Origin of the sequence: Myroides pelagicus, assembly GCF_009711055.1 — a bacterium.
Lineage (GTDB): Bacteria > Bacteroidota > Bacteroidia > Flavobacteriales > Flavobacteriaceae > Flavobacterium > Flavobacterium pelagicum.
Window position 1 is genome coordinate 80262 of the sequence record NZ_WMJY01000006.1, and the last position, 21935, is coordinate 102196.

At 34.3% G+C, this 21935-nt stretch carries 20 protein-coding genes; 16 read left to right on the top strand and 4 right to left on the bottom strand.

Annotated elements, in window-relative coordinates:
• Positions 1 to 317: 317 nt before the first annotated feature.
• Positions 318 to 1265, bottom strand: a complete 948-nt coding sequence (locus tag GJV77_RS04255; protein WP_155035111.1) for an isopenicillin N synthase family dioxygenase — start codon at positions 1263 to 1265, stop codon at positions 318 to 320.
• 287 nt (positions 1266 to 1552) lie between these two features.
• Between GJV77_RS04255 and GJV77_RS04260 the strand changes: the two genes are divergently transcribed.
• The 5 genes from GJV77_RS04260 (at position 1553) to GJV77_RS04280 (ending at position 5821) form a co-directional block, all read left to right on the top strand.
• Positions 1553 to 1789 (top strand): hypothetical protein, encoded by a 237-nt coding sequence (locus GJV77_RS04260; protein ID WP_155035112.1) that lies wholly within the window; start codon positions 1553 to 1555, stop codon positions 1787 to 1789.
• 22 nt (positions 1790 to 1811) lie between these two features.
• Entirely contained in the window at positions 1812 to 2303 is a 492-nt protein-coding gene (gene ybaK / locus GJV77_RS04265) for a Cys-tRNA(Pro) deacylase (RefSeq protein WP_155035113.1), read from the top strand.
• Positions 2304 to 2724: 421 nt separating this feature from the next.
• Complete coding sequence (locus tag GJV77_RS04270) at positions 2725 to 4539, top strand: hypothetical protein (RefSeq protein ID WP_155035114.1); 1815 nt, start codon at positions 2725 to 2727, stop codon at positions 4537 to 4539.
• Positions 4540 to 4564: 25 nt separating this feature from the next.
• A complete protein-coding gene (locus tag GJV77_RS04275; RefSeq protein ID WP_155035115.1) occupies positions 4565 to 5161 on the top strand; it encodes a hypothetical protein in 597 nt (198 codons plus the stop codon).
• Between the two features lie 66 nt (positions 5162 to 5227).
• On the top strand, positions 5228 to 5821 hold the full coding sequence (locus GJV77_RS04280; RefSeq protein WP_155035116.1) for a hypothetical protein: 594 nt from the start codon (positions 5228 to 5230) through the stop codon (positions 5819 to 5821).
• Positions 5822 to 6673: 852 nt separating this feature from the next.
• Here the strand turns inward: GJV77_RS04280 and GJV77_RS04285 are convergent.
• The gene (locus tag GJV77_RS04285; protein ID WP_155035117.1) at positions 6674 to 6862 is read right to left on the bottom strand and encodes a CAL67264 family membrane protein; all 189 of its coding nucleotides are present in this window, start codon (positions 6860 to 6862) and stop codon (positions 6674 to 6676) included.
• Positions 6863 to 6873: 11 nt separating this feature from the next.
• Positions 6874 to 7878 (bottom strand): DNA polymerase III subunit delta, encoded by a 1005-nt coding sequence (holA, locus tag GJV77_RS04290; protein ID WP_155035118.1) that lies wholly within the window; start codon positions 7876 to 7878, stop codon positions 6874 to 6876.
• A 54-nt stretch (positions 7879 to 7932) separates the two neighbouring features.
• On the opposite strand from holA, the gene GJV77_RS04295 reads away from it, so the two are divergent.
• The 7 genes from GJV77_RS04295 (at position 7933) to GJV77_RS04325 (ending at position 14986) form a co-directional block, all read left to right on the top strand.
• Entirely contained in the window at positions 7933 to 8388 is a 456-nt protein-coding gene (locus GJV77_RS04295; RefSeq protein WP_155035119.1) for a type I restriction enzyme HsdR N-terminal domain-containing protein, read from the top strand.
• Position 8389: 1 nt separating this feature from the next.
• Entirely contained in the window at positions 8390 to 9379 is a 990-nt protein-coding gene (locus GJV77_RS04300) for a glycosyltransferase family 2 protein (RefSeq protein ID WP_155035120.1), read from the top strand.
• A gap of 85 nt (positions 9380 to 9464) precedes the next feature.
• The gene (locus GJV77_RS04305) at positions 9465 to 10301 is read left to right on the top strand and encodes an OmpA/MotB family protein (RefSeq protein ID WP_155035121.1); all 837 of its coding nucleotides are present in this window, start codon (positions 9465 to 9467) and stop codon (positions 10299 to 10301) included.
• A 124-nt stretch (positions 10302 to 10425) separates the two neighbouring features.
• Positions 10426 to 11373 carry a metallophosphoesterase gene (locus GJV77_RS04310; RefSeq protein ID WP_155035122.1) on the top strand — a complete coding sequence of 316 codons (948 nt, stop codon included), beginning with the start codon at positions 10426 to 10428 and terminating at the stop codon, positions 11371 to 11373.
• A gap of 82 nt (positions 11374 to 11455) precedes the next feature.
• On the top strand, positions 11456 to 12232 hold the full coding sequence (locus GJV77_RS04315) for a YoaK family protein (RefSeq protein WP_155035123.1): 777 nt from the start codon (positions 11456 to 11458) through the stop codon (positions 12230 to 12232).
• 182 nt (positions 12233 to 12414) lie between these two features.
• On the top strand, positions 12415 to 14103 hold the full coding sequence (gene ettA / locus GJV77_RS04320) for an energy-dependent translational throttle protein EttA (protein WP_155035124.1): 1689 nt from the start codon (positions 12415 to 12417) through the stop codon (positions 14101 to 14103).
• Between the two features lie 136 nt (positions 14104 to 14239).
• A complete protein-coding gene (locus GJV77_RS04325; RefSeq protein ID WP_155035125.1) occupies positions 14240 to 14986 on the top strand; it encodes an MBL fold metallo-hydrolase in 747 nt (248 codons plus the stop codon).
• 59 nt (positions 14987 to 15045) lie between these two features.
• Here the strand turns inward: GJV77_RS04325 and gltS are convergent, their stop codons facing one another.
• Positions 15046 to 16251, bottom strand: a complete 1206-nt coding sequence (gltS, locus tag GJV77_RS04330; protein WP_155035126.1) for a sodium/glutamate symporter — start codon at positions 16249 to 16251, stop codon at positions 15046 to 15048.
• A gap of 247 nt (positions 16252 to 16498) precedes the next feature.
• Here gltS and guaA point away from each other — a divergent pair, with 247 nt between their 5' ends.
• From guaA to GJV77_RS04350, 4 genes are all read left to right on the top strand, one after another.
• Positions 16499 to 18025, top strand: coding sequence for a glutamine-hydrolyzing GMP synthase (guaA, locus tag GJV77_RS04335; protein WP_155035127.1), 1527 nt, complete (start codon positions 16499 to 16501; stop codon positions 18023 to 18025).
• A gap of 70 nt (positions 18026 to 18095) precedes the next feature.
• Positions 18096 to 20084, top strand: a complete 1989-nt coding sequence (locus GJV77_RS04340; protein WP_155035128.1) for a LysM peptidoglycan-binding domain-containing protein — start codon at positions 18096 to 18098, stop codon at positions 20082 to 20084.
• Between the two features lie 5 nt (positions 20085 to 20089).
• The gene (locus tag GJV77_RS04345; protein ID WP_155035129.1) at positions 20090 to 20326 is read left to right on the top strand and encodes a DUF3820 family protein; all 237 of its coding nucleotides are present in this window, start codon (positions 20090 to 20092) and stop codon (positions 20324 to 20326) included.
• A 289-nt stretch (positions 20327 to 20615) separates the two neighbouring features.
• A complete protein-coding gene (locus GJV77_RS04350; protein ID WP_155035130.1) occupies positions 20616 to 21926 on the top strand; it encodes an NAD(P)/FAD-dependent oxidoreductase in 1311 nt (436 codons plus the stop codon).
• Positions 21927 to 21935 lie beyond the last annotated feature (9 nt).

Below are 21935 nucleotides of genomic sequence, written 5' to 3' on the forward strand. Positions count from 1 at the left end.
TTGAGGTATACGTGCAGTTTTCTTGCCAAGAAGGTAGCTGTGGGCTAGTAAACTGCACGAATACTGCACCTATTCCTATAGAATTGGTAACCAAAAGTAGGAGGTCGGGTATTTTATAGGGGTTTAGCTGTTGTTTTCTGTAAGGGAAGTAAGTTGGTTGTCAGCGAAGTATAGTGTTGTGCTCTAACTTTGAAGTATTTTGTCTTTTAGTGCAGTGTATATATTGCGTAGAAGGGATATGGTGTGTGAAGAGTTGTAATAAAAAATCGAGGACAGCTAAAATGGCTGTCCTCGATTAAGATAAACGATTTGTATTTTTATTTGATTAATCCTAATTCGACAAGACGTTCGTGTAAGAATTCACCAGCAGTGATATCTTCGTATTGTTTTGGATTATCTTTATCTATGCAATTGTTCAGGCAGTTTAGAGGCATTGTCCCTACAGGGTGCATAAAGAATGGAATAGAGTATCTAGAGGTATTCCATAACTCTCTAGGAGGGTTTACCACTTGATGGATTGTTGATTTTAATCGGTTATTTGAATGTCTAGATAGCATATCACCAACATTTATCACTAATTCATCATCTTCAGCGATAGCGTCTATCCATTCACCCTTGTGATTTTGTACTTGAAGACCTTTTCCTTGTGCACCCATTAATAGCGTGATTAGGTTAATGTCTCCATGAGCAGCAGCGCGAACGGCTTCTTTTGGCTCAGTGGTGATTGGAGGGTAGTGAATTGGACGCAAGATGCTGTTTCCGTTTTTGACAAAATTGTCGAAGTAGTACTCGTCTAATCCTAAATAAAGGGCTAATGCTCGAAGAACATATACTCCTGTTTTTTCTAACATTTGATAGGTTTGTTTTCCTACTTGGTTAAAGTTAGCCAATTCATTTACTGTTACATTGGCAGGGTAGGTAGCTTCGAGTACAGGGTCATTTTCAACATACTGACCAAAGTGAAAAAATTCTTTCAAGTCTCCTTCAGACTTTCCTTTGGCACTTTCTTTGCCAAAAGAGACATACCCTCGCTGACCACCAATACCAGGTATCTCGTATTGTTCTTTTGTCGCTAAAGGTAGGTTGAAAAAATTGCGGACTTCTTCATACAAATTGCCGACCAATTGATCGTCTAAAAAGTGTCCTTTAAGTGCTACGAATCCAATGTCTTCGTAGGCTTTGCCGATTTCATTTACAAACTTTTGTTTACGTACCGGGTCATCCGATAGGAAATCACGTAAGTCAACACTAGGAATGTTTTGCATCTTCTAAGTTGTTTTTTGCTTACTGAGTTATTTTGGGCAAAAGTAATTTATTTTTAGACAAATTAGTGTTAATAGGTATAAAGAAACAGAAAACGATTGATTTATATTTTTAGCTAATTATTGATTTTGGGGCAGATAGCTATTGGTGTTTATGATTCTTTCTGTTAATAACGGTCATGTTTTTCTTTCGTAGTGGTAGTTAAATATGAGAATATTTTTGACTAGATAGGTGAAAGATTAGAATTTTTTTATAAATTCATACAATTAATGTGTTAAATACAAAATCTATGAAGCTACCTATTGAATTAAAAGAAAGCGAGTTTGTAGTCCTAGTGACTGTTGATATTGATCCTAAATATAAAATGAGTAATGCGGATCAGTTTTATAATACTTTGCCGAAGAGTTTTAAGCCTATTTTTAAAAAGGCTGTAGGCTCTACACTTCGGGTGTATTGTGTGTGCAATAATGAAGATGACTTTATGTTTTGTTTGAGACAGACGGGTTACAAGACTACTTTGTTGTAGCTTTGTAGTCAAACAATATAGCATGGCAAAAAAAACAACAAAAATACAAAAGACCAATGCCCTGAGAATACTAGACGGTGAAAAAGTGGCTTATAGTGTGCATCAGTACGATATAGCTGATGGGGTAATTGATGGGAGGTCGGTCTGTGACAAATTAGGGTTGTCTCCTGTGGAATCGTATAAGACTTTAGTAGGTTCAGGTAAAGATGCAGAAGTTTATGTATATGTAGTTCCGATAGAATCAGAGTTGGATCTTAAAAAGGCTGCTATGGCTTGTGGTGAGAAAAAGGTGGAGTTGATTGCGGTCAAGGATATATTAGCGATTACTGGATATATACGAGGTGGGTGTTCGCCTATAGGGATGAAGAAAAAATATAAGACCTATATAGATAGCGCTGTATTGAGATTGGAGAAGGTATATGTGAGTGGGGGTAAAAAAGGAATGACCATTGGGCTAAACCCTCAAGATTTAGTTAAAGCTTCGAGAGCTGAGCTTGTTAATTTAGTTAAATAAGATTTACTGTATTTGTGAAAATGAAAAGGATAGACCTGTGTATAAGCACGGGTTTATCCTTTTTTTGATTTGTTTAATTGTGTTATTTATGTTAAAATAAAGTACACTAATTGTGTTTTGGGGGTTGTTTTTCTATTCTTTTTATGAAAATTTAAAGAATAAAACGAAATGTAGAGAGGTGTTTTTTGTTTGTAAATGATATAAAAACTGCAATATTTATTAAGAAGAGTAAAACTCTTTAATTATCATTAAGTAATAGGTTAATTAATCTGATAATAAAATAATATTAACATAATTTATTTATAATGCTTGTTTTTTTACATTTGTATAGTTAATGAAAACAATAGACGATTTAACGACGAAAAATTATTGTTATGATTTTTTATTGTTTCTTAAAGTATAATGTAAAATCAATATAAACATGAAAAAAAGAATTTCTACTCTATTCTTACTGGCATTAACAATGTCAGCTTACGCTCAGGACAAACCTGGGGTAGGTATTGGTAATCCATTGCCATCACAGTCTGCAATGCTTGACATTACAGCACCTGACAAAGGGGTTTTGATCCCGCGTGTAGCACTTACAGATCTTACTAAGTATTCTCCAATTGTAGGAGGGGAAGAAGCAGGGTTGTTGGTGTATAACAATAATGAAGTGAAAGATGCAAATGATAAGGTAATAGTTGCGGTAGGTTTTTACTATTGGACCAAAGCTGTAGCACCTGCTACTGCTGGTAAATGGGAATTAGTTACTTCTCAATCAATTGTTGATAGATTAATTAATCGAATCGAGGTGATTGAAAAAGCAACAGGAACAGGAGCAGATGGTAAAGATGGAGGTACTGTGGTGTATGTGCCTGGAGAAAAAGGGGAAAATGGAAAAGATGGAACACTTGGTAGTATTGTAATCATTGATAAAGATGGTAATAAAAAAGACGTTCCTACAGATGAGCTATTGTTAGGATTCGAGTCAGAAACATTCTTTCATGTAGATGAAAAGGATTCTACAGTTCCTGTTGATCCAAACAATCCTTCGGCTGGATTCAAGAAGATTAAAACGCTTTACTACTACAGTGAGTTAGCAATATCAAACTGGAAGTTGGAGCAAATTAAAAAGGGAACTTATGTTAAAGGAGCAAAACCTTCTGCAACTGATATAGGTGGTATTACTACAGCGGTTGAGGGAGTAACAAAAATTGATATTAGTTCAATTGTTAGTTCAGACTTCAAAAAAATTGTAGAGGACAACTCTAAAACAATTTCTGAGAAAATTAATAAATTAGATGGAAGTATTTCTATTGTAAATGATGGAGATGCTACAAATCCTAATTATAAGTTCGTAATTCAGAAGTTGAAAGACGATGGAACTCCTGATGCTGCACAAGAAATTTTCTTCAATGCAATGGAGACTAAAACATCATTTGGTAAAACAGTAGGTAATGATACAGCTGCAGAAGTTGCAGATGCGAAAGTTGCTCCGACAGCTGATGATTTGAAGAAAAAAGGATATATCGCTTATAAGTATTTTGGAGAAGAGAAAGATGTTAATGGAGATCCAATTCCACACTATATCAATGTAACAGCTGATATGAAAACGATTCTTGAGACAAATACAGAGATTCGCAATCAAATTACACAAGTAATTAAAGAGGTTAAGCCTGTTGAACCAGATCCAAATAATCCAGATCCAGTTGACCCAACGAAACCGGTAGATCCAAAGGCTTACGGTAATGTTTATTACGGTAAGGTAAACTCTAACATGGAACCGGTATTATACTCAGTAGATGAAACAGGAAAAATTCACTACATCAATATCTCTCAAAATATCATTAACGAGATCACAAATAATCAAGACGTAATTGAGAAGATAAAAGAAGTTACTACTAAGGTTATAACAGAAGGAGAAGGAGTGAATACTGGAGAGGTAATCGATGGTTTCTACGTGAAAAAAGGTTACGCAACAGTTACTGTTAATGATGCTTATGGTTATGATAGTGCATTTCAAGGAACTATTCCAGTGTCTAAGTTTGCTCGTTTAGTGAAAGTTAGTGTGTTGAAAGGTGGAGTAAACGGACAGTTAGTTGTTGATTCTGCAACAGAAGTAGTATGTAATTCAGGAGCAGGAGACGCAGGTACATTGAAATTTAGCTTCGGTATGGGTGAATTATACACACCAGTATTAAATGGTGATTATAATGTAATATTTGAGTATATCAGTACTGATGCAAAACAATAAGTATTAATTATAAAAAATGCTTAGAATGAAAAAGTATATAATTATATGTACTGCCTTGTTTGGGATGTCCTTTTTAGGACATGCCCAAGTGGGGATTGGTACTAAAAATCCATCACCTTCTGCTTTGTTAGAAGTGACTTCGAAAGATGGTAATCAAGGGGTTATTTTGCTTAAGATTGCCTTGACGAGTCTAACTTCGTTTGCTCCATCAATGGACAAAGATAAAGAGGGGCGTGATATGAAAGTAGATCCTAGAAATTTGGGTCTTATTGTCTACAATACGACAGTAAATAAAACGGCGGGATTAAGTGCAGGTTTCTATTATTGGACGGGTGCAACGTGGACCAAAGTTACAGATACTGAACTTTTAAAGACTACTATCACTGAAGAGATTAAAAAAGTTGTTCCTACAGAAGATAAAGGTAAGAGTAGTTTTGTAATCTTTAATAAAGATGCTGCTGAAGGTAATGGGAAAGGAGTTTTCTTTACTGTTGAAAAAACAGCTAATGAAGTGCCTGTTATTAGTGCCGTTGATTTTAAGTCTTTAGTAGAGAGAGATGAAACTGCAACAAAAATCCAAAAGAGAGATGGTGCAGAAGTATTTACTGATGCAACTACATAGCCTCTTCCAAAAGAAGGTAGAATTGTCTATAAATATACATCTGAGGATAAAGATTTTTATATCGATATGACTAATGATGTATATAATTCGATTAAGAATGATACATTGATTCAGAATTATTTTGACAATAAGATTACAACGCATCTGACCCAAGGAGGTAATGTGTATTTTGGGGATCACGATGAGAATGCTTCAACTGATGAGGTATTATATTTTACTGATCCAGCTACTAAGCAAGCAACTCCAATTGATTTGAATACCTATATTCAAAAGTTCTTTACAGATAATACAGATAATTCTGTAATTAATCAAATTCGTAAGGCAATGGGATATGATATTACAATGGCTGTTTCTAGTACAGGAAATAAGTTTCATGGTAAAGATATCATGGTATTTAGTGGAGATGTTGAAGTATATGAAGGAAATGCGGAGACATCTGGTGTAGAAATGCCAGTTGATTATCGATCAAACCTGCATAAAATTTACAGTGTTACACTTTATGATGCCGAGGATAACTTAGTAGATGTTGGTATTACGGATATACGTGTAGATTCACGTAAGATTTTGTTTGCTTTAGGTAATGGTAATATTTTTGATACTTTACCAAAAGGATATTATACCGCTGTAATTGAGTTTACTGCTAAAGAGAGTAAAAAGTAATTGAGTAGTTATTTTATACGATTATAAAAGAGCTTGTGCATAGTACAGGCTCTTTTATTTTTACATACAAAGTAAAAAAAGGAACTGCATTTGCAGTTCCTTTTTCATTTTCGACCATCTTACTTTAATGTTGCATAGTTAAAGAATATAGTTTGTCGTTTATTGTAGATATTGCTCTATTACTATTGTATTTGTTTAGTTCCTTTTCAGTTATTTGACACGTTGTCTTTAAAAGTTCTAAGTCTTTGATATGGTTGCTTTTTAGGTGATTTTCTTCTTTTATGATTACTTTTTTTAGCTCGCCATAAAAATCTAGAAGTTCTAGCTTAAGACTTTTAATATTTGAAAGATTGTATGATTCTAATATATTATTGATGCCTAGTATTGTGTAATTGTTTTTACTGATATTAGGTGAGTAAATCTTGAAGGATTATACTGTATTCTTTTTTCTTGAGAACGTGATCAAAGTATCGTTCTAAGTCTGTGTTAAAGTGGTTCATTATAGTAATCTATTTGCTTTATACAAAAATAGTTAACTATTTTAATTTTGTGTGTTTAGGTTTGTTATTTTGTTAAAAAATAAGGAATAAATAATTATTTTAATATATGTTGTTTGTTTTGTTTATAGGGGAGTCTTGAGTTGCGAATAATTCGATTTATATCGTTATTTCTTGCTAGTTCCGTATTGTAATTGGGTGTCGTTTCTATACCTAGCCCTTAGTTTTAGTTGAGATTTCTATAATTACCAGTTGATATGCGTGTGTGAACTGGGTTTTGAGATTAAATTTTAATACAAAAAATAGGGGGCTAATATCAGAATTAGCCCCCTATATTGTTATGATTTTAAAACAATTAAACTCTTCCTTTAAGTGCATTAAATACCCAAGCGATGGCTAGAAAGCCAACACCTACAGTTGTGAATCCCCATCCTGCAATTTCAGAATATTTGAAAGCTCCTAAACAAACCAATAGGGCACCCATAGCAATCATGATCAGCGTCGCGTATCCTAGTATTTTGTTCTTGTCTAACTTGTAAGCCATAATATATATGTTTAATTAAATATTTTTATTAACATTTCTTTTAGTAAGTCGGCTTGAGGCATTGAATTAGCTCCAACTCCCTTACTTTTTAAATCAATATCTTTTAGGTGACCAATGATTGCACTAACGCGTTTCATAGGATATATTCGACTACCTGCCTCATAGTCTTTTAAAGCATATTGATTAATCTTCATTTGTTTGACTGCATTAGTTGCAGATTTATCTTTTAGCCCATGATAGATTAAAAGTTTAGAAAAGTAGGCGTATACTAATCCGATAGTCAAAACTATAGGATTACTTTTAGCATTCAGTGCAAAGTAGTTTGTAATAGTGTATGCTTTTAGTTTGTTTTGTTCTACAATTGCTTTTATTAATTCAAAGTTATTGAAATCTTTACTAATCCCTATATTTTTTTCTACAATTTCATCTGTGATTATACTTCCTTTAGGTAGTACTAAAATTAGCTTGCTAACTTCATTTGCAATTTTGGATAAGTCTGTACCTAGGAATTCTCCAAGCATGGTAGAAGCTTTAGGTTCTATTGAAAAACCTTTGGCAGTGACGTATTTCTTAATCCAACTTTCAATCTGATACTCTTTTAGTTTTTTACTTTCAAAGATTACGCCATTTTTTTCAAGCGCTTTATATATTTTCTTGCGCTTATCTAAAGTTTTGTATTTATAACAAAATACAAGCACTGTACTTGGCTGTACTTGGGTAGTGTAACTTTCTAATTGGTCAATCGTTCTAGCTAAGTCCTGTGCTTCTTTGACTATGACTACTTGTTTTTCAGCCATTAAAGGGAATCGTTTGGCATTGGATATAATTTCTTGCATGGTTACATCTCTTCCATACAGTACCATCTGGTTAAAGCCTTTTTCTTCTTCTGATAAGACGTTAGATTCGATATAATTGGCGATGACATCAATATAGAATGGCTCTTCTCCCATTAGAAAGTAGATTGGAGCTATCTCTTTGCTTTTTATTTTTTTTATTATCTCTTTGACTTCATCCAAAATACAGACTTGTTTTTAATTGTAGAATTACTAAAGAAAAAATATCTTTGCTTAATGCAAAAGTTAAATTTCTCTGCTTATGAATTTCGCGTCAAAAATAGTGAAAATAAGCTAGCTATTTTTGATGTTATCCGTAAAAAATTTGTCTTACTTACTCCTGAGGAATGGGTTCGTCAACATGTAGTACACTTTTTACACAAAGAAAGAAATTATCCTCTTTCTTTGATTAGCGTTGAGAAAGTGGTGAAAGTGAACGGAATGAATAAGCGATATGATGTGGTTGTTTTTAAGCCAAACGGAAGTATTGATATTTTGGTTGAATGTAAAGCGCCAGAAGTGAAGATTACTCAGGAGACTTTTGATCAAATAGCTAGGTATAATTTTCAGTTAAGAGCGAATTACTTGTTTGTAACAAATGGTTTAAGCCATTATTTTTGCGCAATGGACTATGAAAAAAGTGCATACGTGTTTTTGCGTGAATTGCCTTTGTATAATGTAAATAGAGATTAAAATGGAAAAGAAGTTTGCAGTTGTTATTTTAAACTGGAATGGCGTAGCTTTATTAAGGCAGTTTTTACCTTCTGTCATAAAATATTCTTCAGAAGCGAATATTTACATTATAGATAATGCTTCAACGGATGAGTCAATAGCAGTTATTCAAAAAGAGTTTCCTTCTGTTAAGCTCATTAAAAATATGGATAACGGAGGGTATGCGAAGGGATACAATCAGGGGTTGAAGAATATAAATGAACCTTATCTAGTGCTTTTGAATTCGGATATAGAAGTGACGGAGCATTGGTTAGCTCCTATAGGAAGAATTTTCGAAGTTGAGCCACAGACGGCAGTAGTTCAGCCTAAGATTTTGGACTATAAGAAAAAAGATTTTTTTGAGTATGCGGGTGCTGCTGGTGGTTTCTTAGATAAATATGGATTTCCATATTGTAGGGGTAGAGTTTTTGACACTATTGAAAGAGATAGTGGTCAATACAATGATGAGATTGAGATCTTTTGGGCTTCAGGTGCGTGTCTGTTTATACGTAATGAGGTCTTTAAAAAGTTTGGTGGATTTGATGAGGCGTTTTTTGCTCATCAAGAAGAAATTGATTTGTGCTGGCGTGTTCAAAATGGGGGATATGTCATCAAATATTGTGGATTTTCCACAGTTTATCATGTTGGAGGAGCGACTTTAAGCTATTCGAATCCTAAAAAAACGTATTTAAACTTTAGAAACTCGCTCTTGATGATGTATAAAAACTTGCCAAGAAAGAAATCTTTTAGCATAATCTTTCAGCGGTTATGTTTAGATGGAGTAGCAGGGATATGGTATATCTTATGTATGCAACCAAAACATTGCTGGGCTATAATACGCTCTCACTTTGGTTTTTATAGACGAATTCCTCAGTTTAGGAGTAAGCGATTATTCAACTCAAATGAACAGTACTATCGCACGAATTCGATTGTATGGAAGTATTTTGTACGCAAAGAGCGGTTCTTTCACTAAGTAAGAGTGTCAATTTTTAACGATTTATGAATATAATAATTGCATAGTATTTGATATATTTGGAACGAAATTCAATCAGTTAATTATGAAAAGAGTAATTTTAGGTTTATCTGTGGTTGCATTAGGATTAACATCTTGTGGAACACAAAAAAAGATTGCCGAATTAGAAACTAAAAACAAAGAAGTACAGGATTTACTAAATACTTGTACAATTAAATTAAACTCTACTTTAGCGGAGAAACAAGCGTTAGCTAATCAAGTGGACTATTTAAAACAGAATACTTCTGACTTGATTAGTAATGTAGGTAACTTAACTATGTTGTCTTCTAAAGGAGCAGAGAATTTAGAGAAATCATTAGAGAGCTTAAAGGAGAAAGATCTTAAGATTTCACGTTTACAAGATGCTATTACTAAAAAAGATTCTGTAACATTAGCGTTAGTAAGAAGTGTTAAAAAAGAAGTAGGTTTTGACGATCCAGATATTCAGGTAAATGTTGAAAAAGGAGTAGTGTATATTTCAATTGCTGATAAGTTATTATTTAAAACAGCTAGTTGGGATGTAAATACGAATGCAAAGAATGTATTGGCGAAAGTAGCTAAGATTGCTCAAAGCAAACCTGACTTTGAAGTAATGGTAGAAGGTCATACAGACAATGTGCCTATTAAGAATGCTACTATGCGTGATAACTGGGATTTAAGTGTTAAGCGTGCTGCTTCTATTGTGCAAGTTTTACAGCATGACTTCAATATCGCTCCTGAAAGATTAGTAGCTGCTGGACGTGGACAATATCAGCCACTTGTAGCTAATGACTCTAAAGAGGATAAAGCTAGAAATAGAAGAACAAGAATTGTATTGTTACCGAAGATTGATCAGTTCTACGATATGATCGAAAAAGAAATGAAAGAGCTAGCTAAGCAATAAAAATAGAAGCCACCTAATTGGGTGGCTTTTTTTGTATAGGTAATCTTTAAATTATTAACGATTGATGTGGATATTAGGTTGATTATGCTTAAATTTAGTTTTTAACCCTAATAGATAAAATAGTATGAATAATTCTATACCAAGAGACTTTAATAACTTTGATATTATAGGTGATATACACGGCCATAGCAATGATTTGAAAAAATTGCTTTCAGCTTTAGGGTATACGCAAAAGAATAATGTTTATCAACATCCAGAAAGGAAAGTGCTTTTTCTGGGAGATTATATTGATAGAGGGGTTAACGTTGTGGAGGTTTTGGCAATTGTAAAAGCAATGGTAGAACAGGGGCATGCAATAGCATTAATGGGAAATCATGAATACAATGCAATATGTTATAATACGATGGCAGCGGATGGCAGATATTTACGAGAGCACTCTAAAAAGAACTTTAATCAGCATGCGATAACAATGGCAGCTTTTATGCAATACCCTCAATTGTATAAGATGTATATTGAGTGGTTTAAAACCTTGCCATTATTTTATGAGAATGATCAATTTAGAGCAGTACACGCTTGCTGGGATCCTAAGAGTATTGCTTGTTTGCAAGAGCGTTTGGTTAATAATTGTTTAACTACGGATATGTTAGAAGAAGCAAGTAATGAAGAGACTGATTTGTTTGATGCAGTTGAGACTGTTTTGAAGGGGAAAGAGGTTAGATTGCCTAATGAAGGGACTTTTATAGATAAAGATGGTGTGCTTCGTACCAAGTTTCGAGTAAAATGGTGGGATCGTCCAGTTAAGGCAACATTTAGAGATTTAAGTGCTTCTTATGTTAGAGATATGGCAGATGAAAGCATGGATATCGATGATATTTCGTTTTATACGGCAGATGAAAAACCTGTTTTCTTTGGGCATTATTGGATGAAAATAAAAGAAGGTGAGGTAGCTAGTATTTTGACTAAGAATAGTTGTTGTCTGGATTATAGTGTGGCAAAAGATGGTAAGCTTGTTTGTTATCGATATACAGGTGAGCAAGACTTACACTCACAAAACATCAAGTATATCCGATAGGTATACTTGGTTTTATTGTGTAAGTGATATTTGTTTAAAATATAGTATGTTGATGTTAATTAATAAGTTAATTTGTTAGGAAATGCTAACGCATAGAGGGGTAGAACGTACGTTTTTACACAATTTACAGTTGGCTGTATTGCTGTCATTTTGTGGAGGTTTAGTCAATGTTTTAGGGGTTATTGAATTACAGATGATGACTACGAATGTGACAGGGTATTTGTCAGTTTTTGTAGAGGATTTACTAGCGTTAGATTGGCTAAAGACAAGGTATGTCTTTTTGCTTATATTTTCATTTTTCAGTGGAGCTTTCTTTTCTCATTTTGTTTTATTACTTCAGCGCAAGCTACTGCAAAAAGTGTTCTATACTTTGCCTTTGCTTGTAGAGGTGGTTTGCCTTATCCTGATAGGGACGCAAGGAGATAAGTGGATAGGGATGGGGTATAGCTATGAGGTTGCATGTTTTTTATTGTTTTTAATGGGGCTTCAAAACTCTTTAGTGACTTTTATTTCCAATGCGGTAGTACGTACGACACACGTTACAGGGATTTTTACAGATTTAGGTATTGAAACTGCTCGCTTATTGTTTTATTTTACCCATGCCGAAGAGCGTATGCGCTTGTTTTCTTTAATTGGGTTAAAACTAGCTATAGTAATTAGTTTTTGTTGTGGTGGTATAGTATCAGGCTATTTTTATGATACTTTAGGTCTTCAGACACTTTGTATAGCTTCGGTTGTTTTGCTTTTTACTAGTGGTTATGATTATTTTAAAACAATGATGGCAGATGTAATTGAAGAGAGTAAGAAGCATCTAGGGCCTTTACGTCATATACGCTCTAAAGGATTATTTAAAAAATAGGCACTTTTGTATTACTTGAGGGAGTTGTGGTATAATACCTATTGAGTGTGGTTTTGTTGAGGGATAGAACTATATTTTAGTATAAGTTTTTCAATATCCGTTTTAAAGTGTAATTTTGGCTTTCATGACTCATATTGTATTGAGTTGGGAAGAATATTTATAAACGCATTATATTTTACTTTATGTCAGACGATAAAAAAGTGATTTTTTCAATGTCTAAAGTTAGTAAGACTTATTCATCTACTAATAAGACAGTATTAAAAGATATTTACTTAAGCTTTTTTTATGGAGCTAAGATTGGTATTTTAGGACTTAATGGATCTGGTAAATCTTCATTGTTGAAGATTATTGCAGGGGTGGATAAAAACTATCATGGAGATGTTGTGTTTGCACCAGGATATACGGTTGGGTATTTAGAACAGGAGCCACAATTAGATGAGAGTAAAACAGTAATCGAGATTGTTAAAGAAGGAGCAGCTGATATTGTAGCTACTCTTGATGAGTTTAATAAGATAAACGATATGTTTGGTTTGCCAGAAGTTTATGAGGATGCTGATAAGATGCAAAAACTGATGGATAAGCAAGCTGAGTTGCAAGATAAGATTGATGCAGCTGGAGGATGGGAGCTAGAGACTAAGTTAGCAATTGCGATGGATGCTTTACGTACACCAGACGCTGATACGCCAATAAGTGTATTATCTGGAGGAGAGCGTCGTCGTGTTGCTTTGTGTCGTTTATTGTTACAGAATCCAGATGTATTATTGCTAGATGAGCCAACTAACCACTTGGATGCTGAGTCTGTCCACTGGTTAGAACAACATTTACAGCAATATGCGGGGACAGTAATTGCTGTAACCCATGACCGTTATTTCTTAGATAATGTAGCTGGTTGGATTCTTGAGTTAGATAGAGGAGAGGGGATTCCATGGAAAGGAAACTATTCTTCTTGGTTAGATCAAAAAGCTAAGCGTTTAGAGCAAGAAGAGAAAGTTGCTTCTAAACGCCGCAAAAACTTAGAGCGAGAGTTGGATTGGGTACGCCAAGGTGCTAAAGGCCGTCAAACTAAGCAAAAAGCGAGGCTGCAGAACTATGATAAGTTATTGAATGAAGATCAAAAAGAGCTTGAAGAAAAATTAGAGATTTATATTCCTAATGGTCCACGCTTAGGTACAAATGTTATTGAGGCTAAAGGAGTGGCTAAAGCTTTTGGAGATAAATTATTATATGATGATTTAAACTTTACATTGCCTCAAGCGGGAATAGTTGGTATTATTGGGCCTAATGGTGCAGGTAAATCGACAATTTTCCGTATGATTATGGGGGAACAGCAAGCTGATGCTGGGACATTTACAATTGGGGATACTGTGAAGATCGCCTATGTAGATCAATCACACGCTAATATTGACCCAGAGAAATCAATTTGGGAGAATTTCTGTGATGGTCAAGAGTTGATTATGATGGGAGGGCGCCAAGTAAACTCTCGTGCGTACTTAAGTAGATTCAATTTTGGAGGTTCAGATCAAAATAAGAAAGTATCTACGCTATCAGGAGGAGAACGAAATCGTCTCCATTTAGCTATGACGCTAAGAGAGGAAGGAAACGTATTACTATTGGATGAGCCAACCAATGACTTAGACGTTAATACTTTAAGAGCGTTAGAGGAAGGGCTGGAGAGTTTTGCTGGTTGTGCAGTTGTAATATCCCATGACCGCTGGTTCTTAGACCGTATATGTACACATATATTAGCATTTGAAGGAGATTCTCAAGTTTACTTCTTTGAAGGGTCATTTACGGAGTATGAAGAAAATCGTAAAAAACGTTTAGGAGATGTCGCTCCAACACGTTTGAAGTACAAAAAACTTGTACGCTAATCATAATAAAAAGCCTAGTTACAATGTAATTAGGCTTTTTTTATAGCTTTTGTATATTCTATATTAAGTTTTATAGCTTAGGCTAGTTATAGGAGGTACTCTTAATTATTAATTAGAATTAAAATAATGAATCTTAATGAATATTGATATTTTAAATATTAATGCACAATCCGCTGATGGAGAACAAACTATTTTTAATCCTGTAGTTGTGGGCTTTGCTGATGGCACTTCTTACTTGATAGATTGTGGATTTACTTATAATTTTCCAGAATTTAAAAAAGAACTTTCTAGTTTAGGGTTGATGGTGGCTGATTTGACAGGGATTATTATTTCTCATGATGATATAGATCACCTAGAAGGCTTGCATTGTTTTAAGGAGGAGTATGTTTCTTTAGAAGTGATTAGTAGTGATGTTGAAGCTGGCTCAGTTTCTGGTGTTGTTGCTTCTGAGCGATTGTTGCAGGTTAAAGAAAGCTTAGAACGTGTCCCAGAACAGATGAAGCAATGGGTTCGGGACTTTATTTGTCAACTATCCGATATAAAGCGTTTTGATGTTGATCGTGTTCTTGTAGATGGGCAAATGTTTAAAGAAACTTTGCAAGTGATTGCTACTCCAGGGCATACCAAAGGACATATTTCATTTTTTGATTTGGATAGTAAAACATTTATTGCAGCTGATTCAATAGTAGTTGAAGGGGGAGAGTTTAACATAGCTAATCCTCAGTTTACCTTAGATATGGAGGCAGCATTGGTGTCTGTTGAGAAAATAAAAGCGTTAAAGCCTAGTCGTGTTATTTGTTATCACGGAGGGGTGGTGGAAGATGAAATTGACGAAAAGCTTGATCGCCTCTTAGCGAAGAAAGAGGAACTTTTAGATATTTAATCGAAAAAAGCCGATGTTAGAATTTCTAGCATCGGCTTTTTGTATGTTTTTTCTCTTCCTTACATAAAGGTAAGGAAGATATTTAATATTAATGCGTTAAGGATATCTATAAAGAAAGCCCCAACCATTGGAATGATTAAAAAAGCTTTGTAAGAAGGTCCAAATCTATTTGTCACGGCTTGTATGTTTGCTACTGCTGTAGCAGTTGCTCCCATTCCAAATCCGCAGTGTCCAGCACTCAATACTACCGCATCATAATCTTTTCCCATTGCTCTGTAAGTAATATAATAAGCAAATAGTATCATCATAATTACCTGTGCTATAAGAATAATAAGTACAGGTAGTGCTAGATCTATGATAAGCCACAGTTTTAGAGACATTAGAGCACATGCTAAGAAGATTGATAAACCGACGTTACCTAGGATGTCTACGGGTTCGTTGTTTATTTCCATTTTGAATAAATGGCTTAGTGTGTTTCTGATGATTACACCTATGAATAAACACCATACAAACGTTGGTAGTTTAAAATCAAATTGTTCATTCCAATCGGATAGTGCACGACCGAGTACTAGACAAATTGCTAGTAATGTGACCGTTAGCATAACTGATCGATAAGTTACTTTTTCTTTAGGAAATGCTTTGGTAGAGATTTCATGTGTGTCATCTCTGTGTTTGATTTCTTCAGGGCTAAGTGTTTCTTGATTGTTTTTCTTTAATAAACGGTAGGCTAGAGGTCCACCAATTGTTCCTCCAAAGATAAGACCAAAAGTAGCACATGCCATACCTATTTCTTCAGCTCCTACTAGAGGTTTGCCACTTGCTAGGAAATCTTTAGCCCACCCGATAGCGGTACCATGTCCTCCTGTTAAGGTTATTGAACCAGCCATTAATCCAAATCTAGAGTCTAAACCTAGTAGGTTAGCTAAGGCCACACCTAAGCCGTTTTGCATTATAATATATAATGCTGCTACTAGCAAGAATATAATTAACGGTTTTCCACCTTTAATTAATTGAGCGAAATCTGCATTAAGTCCAATTGAGGCAAAAAAGATATACATCATAGAATTTTGTAGTTGTTTATGGTATTCGAATTCTAAACCATATACTCCGAAAATTATCCAACTAATTATTGCAACGACAAATCCTCCTACTACGGGTTCAGGAATATTATATTTTGTAAAAAAGTTGATTTTGTGTACTAAATAACGACCAAGTAGAAGTACTAGGCAGGCCAACATTAGTGTTTCATAAATGCCAAATTCCATAAAAAAGTGATTTATTTTAAAGATTGTTCCTTCTTATTAGGAAGGAACGCCGGGCAAATATAGGTAAACATGTTTCAAATCAAAGAAATATTCTTGTTTTTTTGGTTAGTTGTGAGGTTATTGTTTGTATTTTTTTGTAAAAAACAATAATTTAACATTTGTATTAATGTAATCGTATAGTGGAAAGCTCGAAAGAAAAAAGTAATTTAAAGTTTTTGAGATAAGCGCGAAATAATTATTTTTGCGCATGCAACACAATGTACTTATTTTAGATTTTGGATCGCAATACACACAGTTAATTGCGCGAAGAGTTCGAGAATTAAATATTTTCTGCGAAATCTTACCTTATAATGATATGCCTAAAGACTTAACAGATTATAAAGCTGTTATTTTATCAGGTAGTCCTTACTCAGTTCGCTCAGAAGAAGCGTTACACCCAGATTTGTCTAACATTAAAGGAAAAATGCCTCTATTAGCAGTATGCTATGGTGCACAGTATTTGGCTCATTTCTTTGGAGGAGAAGTAGCACCATCTGATACTCGTGAATATGGTAGAGCTAATTTAGACTTTATTGCTGATGATGATTTCTTTAAAGGAATTCCTCACAATAGTCAAGTGTGGATGAGTCACAGTGATACAATTAAACAATTACCGACAAACGGAGTGCTTTTAGCAAGTACTAAGGATGTGAAGAATGCTGCTTATAAAGTAGAAGGGGAGCAGACTTATGCTATTCAGTTTCATCCAGAGGTTTATCACTCAACTGATGGTTCTCAATTATTGAAAAACTTTTTAGTAGATATTGCAGGAGTAAGTCAAGATTTTACGCCAAATGCATTCGTTGAAGAGACTATCGCTGATTTGAGAAATAAAATTGGTTCAGAAAAAGTAGTATTAGCTTTATCTGGAGGTGTTGATTCTACTGTTGCTGCTGTTTTATTGAATAAAGCAATTGGTGAAAACTTACATTGTATTTTTGTAAACAACGGTCTTTTACGTAAAAATGAATTCCAAAATGTATTGGAACAATACAATGGTATGGGATTAAATGTAAAAGGAGTTGATGCTACAGATAGATTTATGGAAGCTTTAGCTGGATTGTCTGATCCAGAGCAAAAACGTAAAGCTATCGGACGTGTATTTATTGAGGTGTTTGACGATGAGTCAAAACTAATTGACGATGCTACCTTCTTAGGGCAAGGAACTATTTATCCAGATGTTATTGAATCAATTTCTGTAAAAGGACCTTCAGCTACAATTAAATCTCATCACAATGTAGGAGGTTTGCCAGATTTTATGAAATTAAAGATCGTAGAGCCTTTACGTATGTTATTTAAAGATGAGGTTCGTAGGGTAGGAGCTTCTTTGGGTATTGATCCTGAACTATTAGGAAGGCATCCATTCCCAGGGCCTGGTCTAGCAATTAGAATTCTGGGAGATATAACACAAGAGAAAGTGCGTCTATTACAAGAGGTAGATGCTATCTTCATTGAAGGATTAAAAGAAAAAGGTCTATATAACAAAGTATGGCAAGCTGGTGCGATTTTATTACCAGTGAATAGTGTCGGTGTTATGGGAGATGAGCGTACTTACGAAAAAGTAGTAGCGCTTCGTGCAGTAGCTTCTACTGACGGTATGACTGCTGATTGGGTACACTTACCATATGAGTTTTTGATGGAGATCTCAAATAAAATTATTAATAGAGTTAAAGGGGTAAATAGAGTAGTATACGATATTAGTTCTAAACCACCTGCTACTATTGAATGGGAATAATTTAGATTATTTAATAAAGTCGCTGTACATTTGTATCAGCGACTTTTCGTTTTTGAAAAATTACAGGAATATGAAAAAAAACTTTATTGCTGCATTTGTAGCGTCTATAATATCTTTGGGTGTTTATGCTCAAGAAAATTCTTTTGTACAATATCAGGTAAAAAAAGGAGATACCGTTAGCAAGATTGCTAGAGAGTACGGTGTGTCTGTGTCAAAAATTTTTGAATTTAATCCAGAGGCAAAAGAGGGTATTAAAGAAGGGAGTTTTATACATGTACCAGTTAAAAATGAAGGTGTAGACCAACAAGTTCTAGGTAAGAAGGGTAAGCTTCATCAAGTAAAACCTAAAGAGACCTTGTATGGTATAAGTAAGCAATATAATGTATCATTAGAACAATTACTTCAGTGGAATCCTTTATTAAAAACAGAAGGGTTAAAAGCAGGTAGTAAGATCATAGTTAGTAAGGTGTCATCAGGCAGAGCTAAAGATGTTACAGGAAAATATAAGTCAGAGCTTAACTATTCTGGTACATTAAGTTCTTCTAAAGCGGATACTATTAAGGATATTACAAATATCTATTACAAATATATTGATGTAGAACCTCAGTCTACATTGTATGGTTTGGCAGTGTTATATAATACTTCTATTCAGCGTTTGATAGAGTTGAATCCTGAATTAAAGCAAGGTTTGAAAAGTGGCCAGAAAATTAAAGTACCAGCTTTTGGCTATGTTGATAAAGTGGTAGAGATAACTCCAGTTATTCCAAGTGACAATATTTCAGAATACACCACTATTAAAGTTGCTCCTAAACAGACCTTATATAGTATTTCTCGTGAATATGATTTAACGATTACTGAATTGGTTGATTTGAATCCTGATTTATTAACTGATGGATTAATGATTGGTATGAAACTTAAAGTACCTAATATTTATCAGGTTGTAAATGTTGTGGAAGAATCAACAGCCGAAGGAGTTGAGATCGTTAGTGGTTATGCTGATTTATCTACTAGTTTGTATAAGGAGCAAAGAAGAGAGATAGCGTTGCTTTTGCCGTTCAATGTAAGTCGTCTAGGCAGTAATGTAGAGTCCAAATTAGCTTCGGATAGTTTCTTGAATATGACATTGGACTTTTATTTAGGGGCTAAACTCGCTATAGCAGAAGCTGAAAGTTTAGGATTGCCTCTAACTGTTAATGTGTATGATTCGAACGAAACCAAAAATAGTTCGGCTGTAACTACTTTAGTGTCGAAGGGTAGTTTTGATAATGCAGATATTATCGTAGGCCCATTCTTTCAGGCGAACGTAGCTAAATTGGTGAATAACTTGCCTAATAGAGAGGTGATGGTTCTGTCTCCTTTATCTAATGAAAAAGAGGTATCTTCAAGTCAATTAGTACAAAGTATGCCTGATGCTGATATGCAGAAAAAAGCAATGATTGATTATTTCTTACAGCAAAGTAATGTGAAGTTGACGGTAATTATTGATCAGACTCGTACGTCTTCAAGACAATTTATGAGTAAGTACTTTAGTCAAGTTAAAGTGATTAATTCGGATGCTTTAGATAATATTGATAAAACATTGGTGGCTGGTAGAAAGAATGTATTTATTTTAGACTCTAGTAGTATTGAAGCGGCTAATCTTTTGGTTAGTAAATTAAAGAGAAGAGTAAAAGATTTCGATATTCAGATAGGAGCACTTGATAAAGGGGATGTGTTTGATACAATGGAAGTTGAGTTTCAGAGTATGATAGATCTTAAATATGTTTATCCATCCGTTACTCGTGATAGTAGTATGGATGAAAATAGTGTTTTTCAAGAGGCGTATAAAACAGCTTATGGTGTATTGCCTAATAGGTTTGCCGCTAGGGGTTATGACTTGATGTTTGATGTGATTATGCGAACTTTCCAAAAAGAAGGGTTTAAATCGACTTTTAAGTATGCAACTCAGTTAAATGAGAATAAGTTTGTCTATCGAAAAGGATCTGATAATACAGAAGTAAATACGGGTGTTTATATTCTTCAATACACAGAAGATTTGACGGAGAAAGTAGTTAATTAATAGAAATGCTTGATAATCAAGAATACTTAGTAGAACTTGCTCATGCTAAAATGCCTTATGGGAAATATAAGGGATATTATTTAATTGATTTACCAGAGCATTATATTGTTTGGTATCACAGTAAAGGATTCCCTTCAGGAAAGCTGGGACAGCAATTGGGGCTAATATATGAATTGAAACTAAATGGTCTAGAGCAGTTGATTAAGAATATAAGAAACAATTATACAAAAAAACTACTTTGAAAAAAGTAGTTTTTTTGTATTCAATAGATTGTTAATTGTTTATAGTGAGGCGTTTTTTGATTATTTGCGTTAAAAAGTGTGAAGTTAAAATTTTTTAATAAATCGTATTTTAATCATTTTATAGTTGAATGTGTACTTCTTGTGCAGGCATTTGTCAATTTGATAAAAAAGAGCTTAAAATAATATATAGTCGTTATTAGTATAATTTAATGAAGGTTGGGCTGGGTGGGGTGTAAACTGAAAAAAAGAATAATAAGTTGTATTTTTGTGGCGTAAAAATAGACTGATTATGATGAATATTCCTACTTCAAGCCAACCACGTGTTGTAATTATCGGTGGTGGATTTGGAGGGCTTTCACTGGCAAAAAAACTTAAAAACAAGAATTTTCAAGTAGTTTTATTAGATAAACACAATTATCATACTTTCCAACCCTTGTTATATCAAGTGGCAACGGGGGGACTAGAATCTGGGTCTATTGCTTATCCTATTCGTAAGGTAGTGCAGCGACTTGATGAGGTTTACTTTAGATTAGCTGAAGTACAACGTATCGATACGGTTAATAAAAAGGTTATTGCTGATATTGGTACAATTTTTTATGACTATGTAGTTATTGCAACTGGTTCTAAAACTAATTTCTTTGGAAATGAAGAAATTAAGGAGAATAGTATGGCGATGAAAACAATTCCACAGTCTTTGAATATTCGAAGCTTAGTACTTGAAAATTTTGAATCTGCTTTATTAACTAACGATATTAATGAGCAAAAGGCTTTAATGAACTTTGTTATTGTTGGTGCTGGGCCTACAGGGGTTGAGCTAGCAGGTGCTTTGGCGGAAATGAAGAAACACGTATTGCCGAAAGATTATCCTGATTTAGACTTTAGAAAGATGACAATTAATGTTATCCAGGGAGCAAATCAGGTGCTAGACGCTATGTCAGACAAGTCATCTAAAGCAGCAGAAAAGTTTTTAGATAAATTGGGAGTGAATGTTTGGTTGAATGAGATTGTTGTTGGTTATGATGGAAAGACTGTTAGAACAAAGTCAGGTAGGGAATTTCAAGCGGAAACGGTTATTTGGACAGCTGGAGTTATGGGAGCTCCGGTTGAAGGATTTGATGCAACGGTTATTCAACGTGGTAATCGAATTAAGGTAAACGAATACAATCAAGTAGAAGGTTTTACGGATGTTTTTGCTATTGGGGATGTGGCGACAATGATGACTGAAAAGACGCCTATGGGACACCCAATGATGGCGCAACCAGCTATTCAGCAAGGTGATTTGTTAGCGTTAAACTTAGAGCGTTTGGTAGCGAACAAGCCGTTAAAAGCATTTGTGTATAAAGATAAAGGTTCAATGGCTACAATAGGAAGAAATAAAGCAGTGGTTGACTTACCTAAGTTTCATTTCAATGGTTTCTTTGCTTGGTTTGTCTGGATGTTTGTACACTTAATGTCACTAATTGGATTTAGAAATAAATTAGTGGTTTTTTGGAACTGGATTTATAATTATCTAATGTTTGACAGACAAGCGAGGTTAATCGTTAGGCCGTATAAAAAGAAAAACTCAGAGAGCTTTGATGCTAGTGCTGATAATCAATAATTAAAAAAG

Coding starts and splice junctions, on each gene's coding strand:
- ettA (WP_155035124.1), top strand. CDS start 12,415: ATGTCAGACGATAAAAAAGTGATTTTTTCAATGTCTAAAGTTAGTAAG.
- GJV77_RS04350 (WP_155035130.1), top strand. CDS start 20,616: ATGATGAATATTCCTACTTCAAGCCAACCACGTGTTGTAATTATCGGT.
- GJV77_RS04305 (WP_155035121.1), top strand. CDS start 9,465: ATGAAAAGAGTAATTTTAGGTTTATCTGTGGTTGCATTAGGATTAACA.
- GJV77_RS04280 (WP_155035116.1), top strand. CDS start 5,228: ATGACTAATGATGTATATAATTCGATTAAGAATGATACATTGATTCAG.
- gltS (WP_155035126.1), bottom strand. CDS start 16,251: ATGGAATTTGGCATTTATGAAACACTAATGTTGGCCTGCCTAGTACTT.
- GJV77_RS04285 (WP_155035117.1), bottom strand. CDS start 6,862: ATGGCTTACAAGTTAGACAAGAACAAAATACTAGGATACGCGACGCTG.
- GJV77_RS04300 (WP_155035120.1), top strand. CDS start 8,390: ATGGAAAAGAAGTTTGCAGTTGTTATTTTAAACTGGAATGGCGTAGCT.
- GJV77_RS04340 (WP_155035128.1), top strand. CDS start 18,096: ATGAAAAAAAACTTTATTGCTGCATTTGTAGCGTCTATAATATCTTTG.
- GJV77_RS04325 (WP_155035125.1), top strand. CDS start 14,240: ATGAATATTGATATTTTAAATATTAATGCACAATCCGCTGATGGAGAA.
- guaA (WP_155035127.1), top strand. CDS start 16,499: ATGCAACACAATGTACTTATTTTAGATTTTGGATCGCAATACACACAG.
- GJV77_RS04255 (WP_155035111.1), bottom strand. CDS start 1,265: ATGCAAAACATTCCTAGTGTTGACTTACGTGATTTCCTATCGGATGAC.
- GJV77_RS04275 (WP_155035115.1), top strand. CDS start 4,565: ATGAAAAAGTATATAATTATATGTACTGCCTTGTTTGGGATGTCCTTT.
- GJV77_RS04345 (WP_155035129.1), top strand. CDS start 20,090: ATGCTTGATAATCAAGAATACTTAGTAGAACTTGCTCATGCTAAAATG.
- GJV77_RS04295 (WP_155035119.1), top strand. CDS start 7,933: ATGCAAAAGTTAAATTTCTCTGCTTATGAATTTCGCGTCAAAAATAGT.
- GJV77_RS04270 (WP_155035114.1), top strand. CDS start 2,725: ATGAAAAAAAGAATTTCTACTCTATTCTTACTGGCATTAACAATGTCA.
- ybaK (WP_155035113.1), top strand. CDS start 1,812: ATGGCAAAAAAAACAACAAAAATACAAAAGACCAATGCCCTGAGAATA.
- GJV77_RS04310 (WP_155035122.1), top strand. CDS start 10,426: ATGAATAATTCTATACCAAGAGACTTTAATAACTTTGATATTATAGGT.
- GJV77_RS04315 (WP_155035123.1), top strand. CDS start 11,456: ATGCTAACGCATAGAGGGGTAGAACGTACGTTTTTACACAATTTACAG.
- GJV77_RS04260 (WP_155035112.1), top strand. CDS start 1,553: ATGAAGCTACCTATTGAATTAAAAGAAAGCGAGTTTGTAGTCCTAGTG.